Below are 14,116 nucleotides of genomic sequence, written 5' to 3'. Positions count from 1 at the left end.
GTTCATTCTCCTTTGCCCCCCAGAAGCAAGTTAAGTTGTTTGCTGATCGGGCCAAAACCCTGATTAATGGCATCCACCGGATTCGGCAAGGAACGCCCGCTGCCTTGGTACCACGCCAGGCTCAAGGACAAAGCGAGCAAAACCGCATATTTCATCAAATCCATCCAGGATTTTCCCTTCCATAACAGTACCCCGTCTTTTCCGATGGAGTACAGGCCAAAGGCCGCCGCTAAAAAAAAGAGTGTCATCACATGCCCTCCCGACTTACAAACTTACAAACCATACGTTTATAAAGTGTTTGTGATCTGTCCGGTGCGGCGGATGTGGTAGTCGCACAAGACTTCAACCGGCATGTCTTTAAAGTGCCGGTTCCAATCTTTGCCCCATACTTTCCATTGCTTCGGGTATTTTCTGTGAACCGCGCTTCCGAAACCGAAAATATCGACACCATACTTCTGCTGCACAGTATGAACTCCGTGGGTTAAAATGTCACTCAGCGCTTTGCGGCCTTCTTTCTCCAACTCCCGAATCGTCCGTTCTTTCGTTATATCGTCTTCACATTCGTAAGAGCCTACGTTAACTTCGATCCTCATTTGGATGGTCATTGCCGGAGAGCCGTGTTTGATGGAGGGCTGAAGAGCAGAATGTGACTTCGTTACTTCAGCAACCCATAGATGTTTGCTTTTATTCGGGCAGCTGACACTGCCGACTGTCGTTCTTACTTTGTTGGTTATATAATTGAAGGCTTTGCTGTCCTTTTCGCCGATCCAGCCGAGAATTTTGTCATTCTTCATAACAGCCAGTCCATTGTACTGGTATTCGCCCAAGGTGGTAGGCTGCTTCACGTTCTCCGCTGTTTTCCCTCTTTCAATGTCTCCAAGCAGCTCCAGACCTGTTAATACGGGCTCCTGGCCCGGATCATTCATCACCTGCATTAATTCCAGTATTTTTACAGCCGCTGTCGGTGCCCAAGTATCCTCGGACACTTTTAAAGATCTGCGCATTTCAATGCCCGGAATGAGTTCGAATGGCGTTACCAGTCCCATCAGGTCCCGGACACTCTGTCCTCTGGAGATGACGACGAAAAAATCAGGCCGGAGACCGTAATTCCGCATCATGATGTCAAGCGGCTTCTTAATGCCTTCTTTGGCCAGTCTCTCGCTGATGATCAGCAGTCTGAGGTGGGAAGGATAGAACACACGCGGTGCCTTTGTGGTCATTTTCCGGGATGCCTCATACAGCGTTTTCTCTTTCTCGGTATTAAGTATGGTAGGCGACCTGTCGGAACTTCCTGCTTTAGACATCTGGGAAGGATCGATAACCTGGTAGGTTAATTCGTATTCGTCCCCAACTTTATCAATGCCGGCGGCAACAGCCATGGACAACTCGTTCAATTCTCTCCTGCTCCAGCAGCCGGATAACGTCACAGTGAGAAGAAACAGGGAAAGAGTAATGCAGAGCAAGCGTCTCATTTCAATCCCCCTTTTGGATTTTGGCGGTTTTTGGAAGAAAAGGGAATCCGGAATAAGGCGTCCGTCGTTTCCTTCTTATTCTTGGGTGCGTACGGTGCCATATAAGGTATGCCTTGTGACCGCAGGCTGCATAGATGAGTAATTAAAATAAGCAAGCCGATGACGATTCCGTAGATCCCGAATGATGCCGCCGCCGCCATGAACAAAAAACGGCTCAGCCGGATCGCGATCGACAGATTGTAAGAAGGCATCACGAAGCTGGTAATCGCGGTAATGGCGACAACAATGACCATGGCTGCGGAAACAATCCCCGCTTCGACGGCCGCTTGCCCGATGACAAGCGTTCCCACGATAGAGACGGCCTGGCCGATCGTCCGCGGCATCCGGATTCCGGCTTCCCTGAGAATCTCGAACGTAACTTCCATAAGCAGCGCCTCAATAAAAGCAGGGAACGGAACCCCTTCGCGCTGGGCAGCCAAACTAAACAACAATTGGCTGGGCAGCAAATCCTGATGAAAGGTTGTAACGGCGATATAAAATGAAGGCGCCAGCATGGAACCAAAAAGGGTCAGAATCCGGATCATCCTTATAAAGTTGCTGTATATATAAGGCTGGTAATAGTCTTCGGCAGACTGGATGAAATCGAGAAACAGGGCAGGCACAATCAGTACAAACGGGGTACCGTCCACAATGATCGCGATCCGGCCTTCGACCAGGGCCGCGGATACAGAGTCGGGCCTTTCCGTATTCAGAACGGTTGGAAACAGCGACCCTCTGGGATCTCGAATAAACTCCTCAACATACTGGCCCTCCAATACGCTTTCCAAAGGAATCGAACGGATGGATTCTAGTACCTTCTCGACCATCTGCTCGTCCGCAACGCCCCGGATGTACAGTAAAGCGACGTTAGTCTTTGTTACCGTCCCGACAGAAAGTTCTACCACCCGCATTCTCGGGTCTTTAATTCTGCGCCGGACAAGGGACGTATTGGTACGCAGCGTTTCCGTAAAAGCATCCTGCGGTCCCCGTACAACCGTCTGGGCCTTTGATTCGCTCACGCCCCGGTCTTCCATGCCGGGTAAAGCGATAGCAAGGCCTGGAGCGATAGTGTCAACAAAACAAAGCACTTGACCGCTCACCAGACGAAACAGGGCATCCTCTTCATTGTTCACGGTTTCCAGCTGTCCCGCATTGATGATGTAATCGGACAGGAGCTGTAATGGATCCGCATCCGGCTGGTTGGCAGGCGGTTTCCGGTCCATGACGGATCCGATCAGAAGTTTTTGTACTAAGTCGCTGTCAACCAGACCGTCCACATAGTGAAATTCGATATGCATCATCCGCTCAGGAGGCCATTGAACGGTAAGGCCGCGGGTGACCAGATCCGAACTGTCTCCCATACGCGCTTTGAGCCGCTCTGTTTTCTCTCGAAGTTCAGGAGAAAACAAGGGAGCATGAGGTGGCTGCACCTGGGCTTTTTGGTCCCGATTTGGGGTCCGCTCTGTCTTAAGCAGCTTAAAAAGCCATTGCAAATGATCATCCCCTTGTCCATACCCGTTATTTTTTTCTATTTTTACCATAGAGAGGGGGAATTATTACGGAAGGGCAGGTGAGGAGGTTTTTCGGATGTTCTGCATTGGAAAGGAATGCTATACTAGTCTCATCGAATAAATCTTCAAGGGGATCGAGGAACGAGAGATGTGGAAAGAGTTTAAAGCATTTGCGCTAAAAGGAAATGTGCTGGATCTGGCTATCGGGGTTATCATTGGAGCGGCTTTCGGCAAAATTGTGACTTCCCTGGTTAATGACTTGCTGACGCCTTTGTTAGGGATTTTGGTTGGAGGTGTCAATTTCTCAGAGCTTGCTGTAAAAGTAGGCGAAGCTGAGCTCAAATACGGCAGCTTCATTCAATCCGTGGTGGATTTTCTGCTGGTGGCGGGGAGCATATTCTTTGTGATGAAGCTGATTGTCAGAAAGAAAAAGAAAGAAGAAGCAGCCGTGCCCGAAGCGCCAAAAGTGAGCAAAGAAGAGCTGCTGCTAAGCGAAATCCGGGATGTGTTGAAGGATCGGCTGAAGTAACGATAATGAAAAATAACAACAGGGTTAACGGCAAATGCTGCCGTCTAACCCTGTTTTAGCTTATCTGATGCGCTGCTGCGGACTATGAGGTTACTTAGAATGGCAAGGACTGGGTAAGCTTTGTATATACGATGTAAAGGAGGGAACCGATATGCAGGATAAGGAACGTGGGCAGGACAAAAGCATCGCCCCGGAGCTAAAACAGGATAAGGAGAAAAATGCTGATCTTGCTCAGGAAATGAGTTTAGCCGAACAGCTTATGGAGGGGGAGATGGAGCCGGCGGATGTAAGCGAACTGGCCCGCAAAAGGCTGTTGTCCCGGACGGAAATCCGGGTGCAGGCGAAAATCGATCCGATTGTCGAGGAAACAAGACGGTACAGGGAACTGGCTAAGGAAGTGGACGGCCGGTATGCAGCCTACGATCGGTTTGTTAAAGGGGACGGCGAGGACAAAGAGTGAGAAAGCGAATGAAAAGAGACGCCGTATGGCGTCTTTTTTGATAGTTACGAAAGTATAAATTTTAAGTGGCTATAAAGTACTTGGCCGCACTTTCTACGAGAATGCCCTTATTCCTCAGGCTGTACAAATCCGATCTGTTCGTTGTCCGAGGTCAAGTCGCGAATGCTGTCGACGAACTGGATATCCTCCAACGGCTTCCAGCATGTCGTCGGGTTGAGCAGGCTTTCGCGAATCGGTTCGTGGAATAAAAGTTCCTGCAGGTTGTTCTTCTGCTCCGGCTCCAGAAACTCGAGTTTGCGCTTTCGCCCGATCCCCAGCTCATAAGACACTCCGCCGCTGCAGTTGACGAAAATCCGCAGCAAAGTTACATACTGATTTTGGATCCTCATCGTAAGCGCGATACAGCCGGCCAAGTACTTTTGGGCATCGGCATCTTCGACAATTTCCTGAATCGGACTGTCTGCAGCACCCAGGGTATCGTTGATTTGATCCGGCTTTTTCACAAAATGCACCCCATCTACGATAAAAAGCGTGTAGCTGTTATGTTTAATCCGAAAATCGAACCGGCTTTCTCCGGCCTGGGCCGCAATCTCTACCGCTTTCGGATTGGTACGGGTTGCTGCCTGCAGCTGTTCCTCATATATAGCCCTGAGCCGGCCAAACAACTCTCCAGTCCTCTGTTCAACCTCTTGTTCCATCATCTCATACCGGGTGGTTATATCCAGAATTTGTTCCAATGCCGACATTGTCATCACCTCAGCTGTTAGTTTTGCATCTACAGGAAGATACCCTTTTTCAGCATCAATGTAACTTTGCCGCAGCTAATTCACATATAATATCGCCAATATCTGTTATAGAAGAAAGCTAAAATTAGTATAAAATTATACTAATATAGTCGAGGGGGATGGATATGAACAAAGGTATAAACATGGCTTTATCCGACTGGCGGTTCAAATCGGCAAAAGAACAGGAATGGCTTCCGGCCCGGGTACCCGGCTGCGTACATACGGATTTGTTGACAAACGGCATCATTCCAGATCCATTCTATGGAACAAACGAGCGTGATTTACAATGGATCGACAAGCAGGACTGGGAATATGAATCCGTATTCGATGTATCCGGCGATATGCTTGCCCAGACGCAGATTGAGCTTATCTTCGACGGACTGGATACGTATGCGGATGTGGTGCTGAACGATAAGCCGGTTCTTGCAGCAGACAATATGTTCCGGACTTGGAGCGTCGATGTCCGTTCGCTCCTTCGTCCTGCCGGCAACCGGCTGTCCATCCGCTTCCGCTCCCCGATCATGGAGGATTTGCCGAAGCTGGAGAAATTGGGATATGCGCTGCCTGCGACAAACGACCAATCGGAGCACGGAGGACTTGGCGACCGTAAAGTCAGCGTCTTCGCCAGAAAAGCACCCTTCCATTACGGCTGGGACTGGGGCCCGCGTTTCGTCACAAGCGGAATTTGGCGGGAAGTACGGCTGGAGGCATGGAGCGGTCTGCGGATCAAGGACCTTTATATCCGGCAGGATGATGTGACTGCGGAACAGGCCATTGCGACCGCTGTCGTCGAAATCGAGGCGGACAGCGAGTTCGCCGGCACTTTACAACTGTCTGCGGGCGATTTTCAATGGGAGCGGCAAGCCGCGGTCAAGCCCGGTTTGAACGTGATCGAGGTGCCGTGCACAATCGAACATCCCCAACTGTGGTGGCCGCGCGGGCTGGGCGAAGCCTCCTTATACACGTTTACGGCAGCTTATAGTACGGCAAGCGGCCAAATTGTGAAGTCCTCGGTCCGAACGGGGCTTCGGTCCGTCCGTCTCGTAAGAGAGCCGGACCGGGAAGGAACTTCATTTTATATCGAGGTCAACGGGGTTCCGGTATTCGCCAAAGGAGCCAATCATATTCCGAACGACAGTTTCGTGACGGAAGTTACCCGGGAGCGTTATGAACATGAGATAGCCAGCGCCGCGAAGTCCAACATGAACATGCTCCGCGTGTGGGGCGGGGGCATATATGAGGAAAGTGTGTTTTACGATCTTTGCGACGAGTACGGGATGTTGGTATGGCAGGATTTTATGTTTGCCTGCAGCATGTATCCTGGCGATGAAGGTTTCCTTGAAAGCATCCGGGCGGAGGCCAGGGATAACGTGCGGCGTCTCCGGAAACACCCGTCCATCGCGCTGTGGTGCGGCAATAATGAAATGGACACGGCCTGGTCCCACTATGACGAACAGGCAGGCTGGGGCTGGAAACAACAGTATTCCGAAGAAATCCGGAACCGCATCTGGGCTGATTATGAAGCTATTTTTCACCGGGTTCTTCCTGAGGAACTGGCAGCTCACTCCCCGAAAGCGGAGTATTGGCCTTCTTCCCCTATGCAGGCTGTGAAAGGTAACAAGGATCAGCACGCATTTAACTCTTCCACGGAAGGCGATATCCACTATTGGGGCGTATGGCATAACGTAGAACCATTCTCTAATTACAACATACATATCGGACGCTTCATGAGCGAGTACGGATTTCAGTCTTTTCCCGAACACCGGTCGGTGCTGAAATATGCATCTGAGAACGATATGGAGCTGGAATCGGACGTAATGCTTAGCCATCAACGAAACAACCGCGGCAATCAGCTGATTAAGGAATATATGGATATGTACCTGCCGGAGCCGAAAGATTTTCCGTCCTTCTTGTACATGAGCCAGGTGCTGCAGGCCGAAGCGATGAAAACGGCCATCGAGGCGCACCGCCGGCGCATGCCGTTCTGTATGGGATCTTTGTACTGGCAGATGAACGACTGCTGGCCTGTGGCATCCTGGGCGGGCATGGATTACTATGGCAGGTGGAAAGCTCTGCAGTACTATGCGGCGCGCAGCTTTGCGGATGTTCTTCTTTCTGTTGACGATACGAAGGAAGGTCAGCTGGAGTTTTATATAGTATCCGACAGGCTTGAGGCCCTTTCCGGGACACTTAGCCTGACTTTATACGATTTCTCGGGGATCCTTCTGAACCGGTGGTCTGTACCTGCGGAAGCAGGCGTTAATACGGCGCAATTGGTGCACACAGTGAAGACTGAAGATTTGTTACAAGCGTATCCGGCCGGCAGGAGCGTACTTGTTGCGGAATGGGAGCAGAACGGGGGATCGGCCGCCGCCAGCTTGTTCCACTATTTTGTGCCGGCAAAGCAGATCGAACTGAAAACCCCGGCTATTACAATAAAAGAAGAGCGAAGCGGACTATTTACCCTGGAAACCGATGTTTTGGCCAAACAGGTATGGCTTACTGCTGAGGAGGAAGGGATGTTCTCCGATAACTTCTTTGATCTGCTGCCGGGAGTGCCTGTAACGGTACAATTTATTAGACGAAGAACGCCGGAGGAGAGCACCTCCGCGAATTTCTTCGTGCCTGGTTCCCCGGCGGCGGTCGAGGTTCGTTCCATGGCTGACTTTGTAACAAAATAACAGGTTTCAGCTTATGCCTTTAATGAGTATTCCTCATTAAGGGCATTTTGCTGTCTGAAACTTTCGTTGTGATCACATCATTTTTCTTTTGACATAGGGTAGGGGGGTATGTTAAATTGAAAAGGTAGCAGGAAGCAGATGAATCTCATTTTAGTGTAAATCCTTATCCAATGGCTACACTTAGAAAGAAACTAATTTTATAGGAGTGATAAGTAATGAAAACATTGAAACTGCAAGTACAAGGCATGTCCTGCGGGCATTGCGTTCAATCTGTTGAGAAAGCGGTAAAAGAACTCGGTGCGGAGGCAAAAGTAGATCTGGCCGGAGGCAGCGTGACTGTGGACTACGACGAGAACGGCATCACCGTGGAGGCTATCAAAGAGGCCATTGAAGAACAAGGCTACGACGTAGCGGAGTAATATCGACTGAAGGGGGGACTCGGCCATGGGGCAGGAAACTATGGGCTACGGCACTGTGAAAGAAAGCGCTGATCTGGATATCACGGGCATGACCTGTGCGGCCTGCGCAGCCCGGATTGAGAAGGGGCTGAATAAGATGCCCGGCGTCAGCCGCGCTACCGTGAATCTCGCTCTGGAAACAGCGCATGTTGAGTTTAACGGGGGCGAGACCGGCGTCGAAGAGATGATAAGCAAGGTTGACCGGCTGGGCTACGGGGCAAAGCTGAAAGCGGAAGACCGTTCGCAGAAGGCTGAGCATAAGAGGAAGGAAATCACTGCCCAGAAGCGGAAGCTTCTTGTCTCGGCGCTGCTGTCCTTACCTTTGCTGTGGGCCATGGTCGGGCACTTCTCCTTTACGTCTTGGATTTATCTGCCCAGGCTGTTGATGAATCCATGGTTTCAGTTGGCGTTGGCCACACCGGTACAATTCGTCATCGGACGGCAGTTTTACATCGGCGCCTACAAGGCGCTGCGCAATCAAAGCGCCAACATGGATGTTCTGGTAGCCCTAGGAACGTCGGCCGCTTATTTCTACAGTGTATTTCTCACGCTTCGCTGGTCCTTTGACGGAGGAGGGCATCATATGCCCTCGCTCTATTTTGAAACGAGCGCCATCCTTATCACGTTAATTCTTCTAGGCAAACTGTTCGAAATGCTGGCTAAAGGCCGTACGTCGGAAGCGATCAAGAAGCTGATGAGCCTGAGAGCTAAGACTGCACTGGTTATCCGGGACGGTCAGGAGTTGCAGCTTCCGATCGAGCAGGTGGTTAAGGGCGACTTGATTGCCGTGAAGCCGGGTGAAAAAATACCGGTCGACGGCACGGTTGTAGAAGGCATTTCTTCCGTGGATGAATCGATGCTGACAGGCGAAAGCCTTCCGGTCGGCAAACAAGCCGGTGACTCCGTTATCGGAGCAACCATCAATAAACACGGCAGCTTCACGATGAAAGCGGTCAAAGTGGGCAAAGACACTGCTTTGGCGCAAATTATTAAGGTAGTGGAAGAAGCGCAGGGTTCCAAGGCGCCGATCCAGCGGGTCGCAGACCGGATATCCGGTATTTTTGTACCGATTGTAATCGGCCTTGCTGTTGTAACGTTTCTCGTCTGGATTATTGGCATGGAGCCTGGCAATGCAGCTTCAGCGTTGGAAAAAGCGATTGCAGTGCTCGTCATTGCCTGCCCGTGCGCGCTCGGCTTGGCAACGCCGACCTCCATCATGGCCGGATCCGGGCGGGCCGCAGAATTAGGTATTCTCTTCAAAGGCGGGGAGCATCTGGAGAGTATGCAGCGGGTGCAGACTGTTGTTGTGGATAAAACCGGAACGGTTACGAAAGGGAAGCCTGAGCTGACGGACGTGATCCCCGCCCCTGATTATGTAAAGGAAGAGGAGCTTCTGTCTCTGGCGGCCGCAGCCGAGAAGTCATCCGAGCATCCTTTGGCTGAAGCGATCGTCGAGGGAGCCCGTTCGAAAGGATATGAGATTGGCTCTGCGGAACAATTCGAGGCGGTTCCCGGGTACGGCATTCGCGCCGTTGTGAACGGAAAGCAGGTGGCTGCGGGAACGCGCGCATTCATGCGGCAACTGCATATTCCGTACGAGACTGCGGTTCGGGAAATGGAACAGCTTGAGAACGAAGGAAAGACGGCCATGCTGATCGCAGTGGACGGCCGCTATGCTGGGCTGGTTGCGGTTGCCGACACTGTAAGGGAAACTTCGAAAGCAGCGGTCGACCGCCTGAAATCAATGAATATGGAAGTCATCATGATGACCGGTGACAACCGGCGGACGGCCGAGGCCATAGCGATGCAGGTTGGAATCGAGCGCGTGCTTGCTGAAGTGCTGCCTGACGGCAAAGCAGCGGAAGTGAGAAAGCTGCAGCAGGCCGGCCGTATCACCGCGATGGTCGGTGACGGCATTAATGATGCACCAGCCCTGGCTACAGCGGATGTCGGCATCGCGGTAGGAACTGGAACCGATGTGGCGATGGAAGCAGCGGATGTGACGCTGATGCGCGGGGACTTGAACGGGATTGCCGACTCGGTAGTTATCAGCCGTAAGACCATGGCGAATATCCGTCAGAATCTGTTTTGGGCGCTGGCGTATAACGCGCTTGGCATTCCCATCGCGGCAGCGGGACTTCTGGCTCCTTGGCTGGCCGGCGCTGCTATGGCGTTAAGTTCGGTATCCGTCGTACTGAATGCGCTGAGACTCCAGCGCGTCAAGCTGTAAAGCTGAGAAGGAGGAGCTTATGAAGAAGTGGATCACATTGTTTATTGTGTGTACGCTGCTGCTCACTGCCTGCAGCAAACCTGACAAATCGGGAAAAGGACATCACGAACATGAAAGCAGCCACGAAGAGCACGCGGGTCCCGGGAACCAGGCGGCTGAGCAGGTGAAAGCCGTATGGACGCCGGGCGGCGCCGATGGTGGAGATACTTTTGTACGCTCCGGGGAAGAGACGGAAATATCCGTCCGGTTAGAAGACAGTCAGGGTAAGCCGATGGATGACTATGATATCAATCATGAAAAAAAGATGCATCTCATCGTAGTCAGCAAGGATTTGTCATATTTTAACCATGTGCATCCGGAGTATAAAGGGGACGGCACATTTGCAGTTCAGCTGAATTTTCCTAATGGAGGAGAGTATAAGCTGATTGCGGATTTTATCCCTTCGGGCATGTCTGCCATGACCCTGTCCCACTGGGTGACTGTGGAAGGCAAGCATGCTGCCGGCTCAAAATTGCAACCCGATAAAGTTCTTGCTAAAGAAATTAACGGCAAACAGATAACGTTAACGATGGAGAAGCCGACGGCGGGTATGGAAACGGTGCTGAAGTTCTATTTGACTGATGCCGCAACCAACGAGCCTGTCAAAGATTTAGAACCGTATTTGGGGGCGGTCGGTCATGTAGTGATTTTGTCGCAGGACACGGAGCAGTACCTCCACGTTCATCCGGCCGATGAGAATACAACGGGGCCGGAAGCAAAGTTCGCGACCACGTTCCCTAAGAGCGGCATCTACAAGATATGGGGACAATTTCAGCATAACGGGAAAGTGTATATCGTACCCTTCGTCGTTGATGTTCCATAAACTAAAAACCGTCCGCAGCATAATAATGCAGCGAACGGTTTTTTCTTGAAATATCAGAAAATATATGCCGGTTTACCTTGGCCGGCGTTTTTATGATGGGCAAAATGAGTATAATCAACTTCTATATTGATGAAGGGCGGCGCCTATGGTTATGATATCATGGCGACAGCGTAGATTTTAAAACATAGTTTGAAAGGGAGGGCTCCAGATGGAACCTTTTTTACATAATCACCAATATAATCTGATTGCCAAACAGGCAAAAGTGCTGTTGTCCGCCCTGCGTACATCGAGCGACCGCAAAGTGATCGAGGCGGCCCGGTCGAACGCGATCAGCAAATCTGCGGAAGTCTGTTCGGGAGCGGACAGGGGGCAAATGATGCTAGTGGAACGAATGGGGGACTTGAAGGAGCCGGAGCAGCTCGAGTCCTATTTAAGCGAATTGGGCCAATACCGCATCCCTTTTCCCGAGCTAAGCGAAAAACAGATCAAATCGATGTTCCCTAAAGTGAAAAAGCTTCGCCTTCCGGATCTTGACGCTGTAAAAGGGAAGGCGCTGACTTATCTCGGCTGGACTGACGTGGCGACGAACCGGATGTTCCTCGTGTATCCCGGCATAAATACGGAAGAAGCAGAGCCGCGCATGATATCGGTCGAAGGCCGCTTCACTGCGGACAACAGGAAGGGGATATGCGCATTTTGCAACCGTATGGGAGAAACCGTACTATATACCGCGGAATCCAAGGTGCGAAGGTCGTCCATACCGGACTATTATAAAGCAGTCGGCCAATATATTTGTGCGGATAGTAAGGAATGCAATACCAAAATTACCGAACTGGACGCTCTGGAGAAATTTCTGGCCGGAGTTACGGGGTGATATCTATATCAACTCTACCGCAGTTACAGCTTGGATTTGCGGGCCTGCGATGGGCTGACGCCTTTGTATTTCACGTACATTTTCGTAAAATAGTTCGCATTCCCGCATCCGATCCGCTCGGCGATCTCGGATACGGTCATGCCGCTGTCACGAAGCAGCAGATCCGCTTCATTGACACGGCTCCAGTTTATAAAATCGACGTAGGTCCGCCCGGTTACTTTCTTGAACGTTTTGCAAAAGTGATACGGACTGAGATTCACCATACGCGCCGCTTCTTTCATGGACAGCGGCTCTTTGCCTTGCCCGGATTCCGCAATCCGCTCAAGCAGCGGCTTGAAGGTTTCGTGATTCCGGTTTACAGCCGGGGTATCCAGAAGTTTTGAAGGCAGATACTCTCTGGCCAGCAGGGTGAACAACAGCTCCAGGTGATGCTTGACCAGCAGCTGATAGGCAGGGCTTTGTTTTTCAAATTCATGAGTTGCTTCCCGGATGTGCCGGCGGTACGAGTCCGTGGCTTCGTCCGATACGGGAAACTTCACCGGCAGCCGTACCCTCCCATCCAGCACAGGAGCCATATATCTCTCGTGAACCGGATCTGCGTAGGGCAGCCGCAGGAGTGAAGCATTGAATACGGCAGCAATATATTCTACCGGACCGTCTTCCATAGCATATCCGACGTGGAGGCCGCCTTTTGGAACCAGAAGCAGATCTCCAGGCTCTGCTTCATAAGGGCGGCTGTCGATGTGAAAGACACCGTGTCCGCGGATCATATCAATCAATTCAAAATGTTCATGCCAGTGCAAACCAAGTATACATTCGTCTTTGCGGAGGCTCTCTCCCTTGTTTCTGTAGAAACGGATCGGGTAGCTGCTGTCCCATGGGGGTGTTTGTTCGCGCAGTTCGATCGGATAAGTCATACCTATAATTCCTCCTGGATGGCCTCAAGCCCTCTCCGTTCACCTGAAGATGAGTCGGGCAATTTAAGGATAAATAAGCGCAATTTTGGGTAGAGAAACCGCTTTAATACCTCGGTATAATGGGTTTATAACTTCATAATACCTCAATTTTGGAATGCTAAGCAATGATAAGGTTTAAGCGAAATAGGGATGAATCGGGAGGATGGGTATGATGAGCAAACATAGAATTGTAGTAGCCGGATGCGGCGGTATGGCCAACAGATGGGTAGCCTATGCGCTGGGACGGAGCGATACCGAAATTGTCGGACTGGTAGATATCCGCTTGGAAGCGGCCAAAGCAATGGCCGAACAATACGGGTTGCAGTGCGGTGTGTATACGGACCTGGCGGAAGCGGTTCAGAAGTCCGGAGCTGCACTGGTGTTCGATGTCACCATTCCGGCCAGCCATCATGAGGTGGGCACTACGGCCATGAGTCTCGGCTGTGATGTGTTTTCGGAAAAACCGCTCGCGGAAACGCTGGAACAGTGCAAGCATGTGGTGCGGGTAAGCGAAGAGACGGGCAGGATGCATGCCGTCATGCAGAACCGCCGGTATATTCCCGAATTGACGGCACTTGCCGGGCTTGTACAGTCCGGAACGATCGGGAAAGTCGGCTACGCGGGTGCGGATTTCTTTATCGGAGCGCATTTCGGTGGCTTTCGCGATGCCATGGACAATCCTCTGCTGCTGGATATGGCCATCCATACGTTTGACCAGGCCCGCAAAATTTTGCAGGCTGATCCGGTTTCAGTATACTGCCATGAATTCAACCCTCCGGGTTCCTGGTATGCGGGGAATGCATCGGCCATCTGTATTTTTGAAATGTCGGACGGTTCCGTGTTCTGTTATCGCGGATCGTGGTGCGCTGAAGGAGTGCAGACTTCTTGGGAAGCCGAGTGGAGGGTTAACGGAGAGAAGGGAACTGCTGTCTGGGACGGCCGGAAGGCTCCCTATGCGGAAGTTGTGGCGCCCGGCAGCCAAGAGGGGAAATTCATCAGGGATTTCGTAACTGTGGGGACGGAACCCCAAGCACCCGCTTTCACGCAGCACGAAGGGTGCCTAGAGGAAATGTTTGCTGCCTTGAACGAAGGCCGACGAGCCGAGACGGATTGCCGCGACAACCTGCTGAGCATGGCGATGGTGTTCGGTGCGATTATGAGCGCAGAGGCTGGCCGGAAAATCCAGATATCGGAGCTGCTATAGTTTCTTATCCTAGTTGACAGCCGATTTCGCTCTATGCTATATACAAAGAAGTGGT

The 14,116-nt window shown here is 51.4% G+C and carries 13 protein-coding genes; 8 read left to right on the top strand and 5 right to left on the bottom strand.

Annotated features, from left to right (window positions below; translation table 11 throughout):
• Positions 1-2: 2 nt before the first annotated feature.
• Genes ACFSUF_RS13385 through ACFSUF_RS13375 form a run of 3 tightly spaced genes read right to left on the bottom strand, consistent with a single transcriptional unit; the run spans position 3 to position 3,004 of the window.
• Positions 3-248 (bottom strand): hypothetical protein, encoded by a 246-nt coding sequence (locus ACFSUF_RS13385; protein ID WP_377603416.1) that lies wholly within the window; start codon positions 246-248, stop codon positions 3-5.
• Positions 249-287: 39 nt separating this feature from the next.
• Positions 288-1,472, bottom strand: a complete 1,185-nt coding sequence (locus ACFSUF_RS13380) for a Ger(x)C family spore germination protein (RefSeq protein WP_377603415.1) — start codon at positions 1,470-1,472, stop codon at positions 288-290.
• Entirely contained in the window at positions 1,469-3,004 is a 1,536-nt protein-coding gene (locus ACFSUF_RS13375) for a spore germination protein (protein WP_377603414.1), read from the bottom strand. The genes ACFSUF_RS13380 and ACFSUF_RS13375 overlap by 4 nt, the downstream gene beginning before the upstream one ends.
• Positions 3,005-3,170: 166 nt before the next feature.
• Here ACFSUF_RS13375 and mscL point away from each other — a divergent pair, with 166 nt between their 5' ends.
• A complete protein-coding gene (gene mscL, locus ACFSUF_RS13370; protein ID WP_377603413.1) occupies positions 3,171-3,551 on the top strand; it encodes a large-conductance mechanosensitive channel protein MscL in 381 nt (126 codons plus the stop codon).
• A gap of 151 nt (positions 3,552-3,702) precedes the next feature.
• Positions 3,703-4,011 (top strand): hypothetical protein, encoded by a 309-nt coding sequence (locus ACFSUF_RS13365; protein WP_377603412.1) that lies wholly within the window; start codon positions 3,703-3,705, stop codon positions 4,009-4,011.
• A gap of 107 nt (positions 4,012-4,118) precedes the next feature.
• Here ACFSUF_RS13365 and ACFSUF_RS13360 read toward each other — a convergent pair whose 3' ends face one another.
• Complete coding sequence (locus ACFSUF_RS13360) at positions 4,119-4,757, bottom strand: hypothetical protein (RefSeq protein ID WP_377603411.1); 639 nt, start codon at positions 4,755-4,757, stop codon at positions 4,119-4,121.
• 158 nt (positions 4,758-4,915) lie between these two features.
• Between ACFSUF_RS13360 and ACFSUF_RS13355 the strand changes: the two genes are divergently transcribed.
• From ACFSUF_RS13355 to ACFSUF_RS13335, 5 genes are all read left to right on the top strand, one after another.
• Positions 4,916-7,477 carry a beta-mannosidase gene (locus tag ACFSUF_RS13355; protein WP_377603410.1) on the top strand — a complete coding sequence of 854 codons (2,562 nt, stop codon included), beginning with the start codon at positions 4,916-4,918 and terminating at the stop codon, positions 7,475-7,477.
• A 215-nt stretch (positions 7,478-7,692) separates the two neighbouring features.
• Positions 7,693-7,896: a copper ion binding protein gene (locus ACFSUF_RS13350; protein WP_377603409.1), complete on the top strand. Its 204-nt coding sequence runs from the start codon at positions 7,693-7,695 to the stop codon at positions 7,894-7,896.
• Between the two features lie 25 nt (positions 7,897-7,921).
• Positions 7,922-10,165, top strand: coding sequence for a heavy metal translocating P-type ATPase (locus ACFSUF_RS13345; protein ID WP_377603408.1), 2,244 nt, complete (start codon positions 7,922-7,924; stop codon positions 10,163-10,165).
• A 19-nt stretch (positions 10,166-10,184) separates the two neighbouring features.
• The gene (locus ACFSUF_RS13340; protein ID WP_377603407.1) at positions 10,185-11,027 is read left to right on the top strand and encodes a hypothetical protein; all 843 of its coding nucleotides are present in this window, start codon (positions 10,185-10,187) and stop codon (positions 11,025-11,027) included.
• 208 nt (positions 11,028-11,235) lie between these two features.
• The gene (locus ACFSUF_RS13335) at positions 11,236-11,901 is read left to right on the top strand and encodes a FusB/FusC family EF-G-binding protein (RefSeq protein WP_377603406.1); all 666 of its coding nucleotides are present in this window, start codon (positions 11,236-11,238) and stop codon (positions 11,899-11,901) included.
• Positions 11,902-11,924: 23 nt separating this feature from the next.
• Here the strand turns inward: ACFSUF_RS13335 and ACFSUF_RS13330 are convergent, their stop codons facing one another.
• On the bottom strand, positions 11,925-12,818 hold the full coding sequence (locus ACFSUF_RS13330) for a helix-turn-helix transcriptional regulator (protein ID WP_377603405.1): 894 nt from the start codon (positions 12,816-12,818) through the stop codon (positions 11,925-11,927).
• A gap of 208 nt (positions 12,819-13,026) precedes the next feature.
• On the opposite strand from ACFSUF_RS13330, the gene ACFSUF_RS13325 reads away from it, so the two are divergent.
• Entirely contained in the window at positions 13,027-14,061 is a 1,035-nt protein-coding gene (locus ACFSUF_RS13325; protein ID WP_377603404.1) for a Gfo/Idh/MocA family protein, read from the top strand.
• The last annotated feature ends 55 nt before the right edge of the window (positions 14,062-14,116 follow it).

Origin of the sequence: Paenibacillus gansuensis (assembly GCF_042684925.1) — a bacterium.
GTDB classification, from domain to species: domain Bacteria; phylum Bacillota; class Bacilli; order Paenibacillales; family DY6; genus Paenibacillus_N; species Paenibacillus_N gansuensis.
Note: the sequence above shows the minus strand (reverse complement) of the source record. Positions and strands in the feature narration are given on the sequence as shown.

Excerpts from the sequence above, each read along its gene's own strand:
- ACFSUF_RS13350 (WP_377603409.1), top strand. The coding sequence starts at position 7,693 with ATGAAAACATTGAAACTGCAAGTACAAGGCATGTCCTGCGGGCATTGC.
- ACFSUF_RS13380 (WP_377603415.1), bottom strand. The coding sequence starts at position 1,472 with ATGAGACGCTTGCTCTGCATTACTCTTTCCCTGTTTCTTCTCACTGTG.
- ACFSUF_RS13355 (WP_377603410.1), top strand. The coding sequence starts at position 4,916 with ATGGATATGAACAAAGGTATAAACATGGCTTTATCCGACTGGCGGTTC.
- ACFSUF_RS13335 (WP_377603406.1), top strand. The coding sequence starts at position 11,236 with ATGGAACCTTTTTTACATAATCACCAATATAATCTGATTGCCAAACAG.
- ACFSUF_RS13365 (WP_377603412.1), top strand. The coding sequence starts at position 3,703 with ATGCAGGATAAGGAACGTGGGCAGGACAAAAGCATCGCCCCGGAGCTA.
- ACFSUF_RS13340 (WP_377603407.1), top strand. The coding sequence starts at position 10,185 with ATGAAGAAGTGGATCACATTGTTTATTGTGTGTACGCTGCTGCTCACT.
- ACFSUF_RS13345 (WP_377603408.1), top strand. The coding sequence starts at position 7,922 with ATGGGGCAGGAAACTATGGGCTACGGCACTGTGAAAGAAAGCGCTGAT.
- ACFSUF_RS13360 (WP_377603411.1), bottom strand. The coding sequence starts at position 4,757 with ATGTCGGCATTGGAACAAATTCTGGATATAACCACCCGGTATGAGATG.
- ACFSUF_RS13385 (WP_377603416.1), bottom strand. The coding sequence starts at position 248 with ATGACACTCTTTTTTTTAGCGGCGGCCTTTGGCCTGTACTCCATCGGA.
- ACFSUF_RS13325 (WP_377603404.1), top strand. The coding sequence starts at position 13,027 with ATGATGAGCAAACATAGAATTGTAGTAGCCGGATGCGGCGGTATGGCC.
- mscL (WP_377603413.1), top strand. The coding sequence starts at position 3,171 with ATGTGGAAAGAGTTTAAAGCATTTGCGCTAAAAGGAAATGTGCTGGAT.
- ACFSUF_RS13330 (WP_377603405.1), bottom strand. The coding sequence starts at position 12,818 with ATGACTTATCCGATCGAACTGCGCGAACAAACACCCCCATGGGACAGC.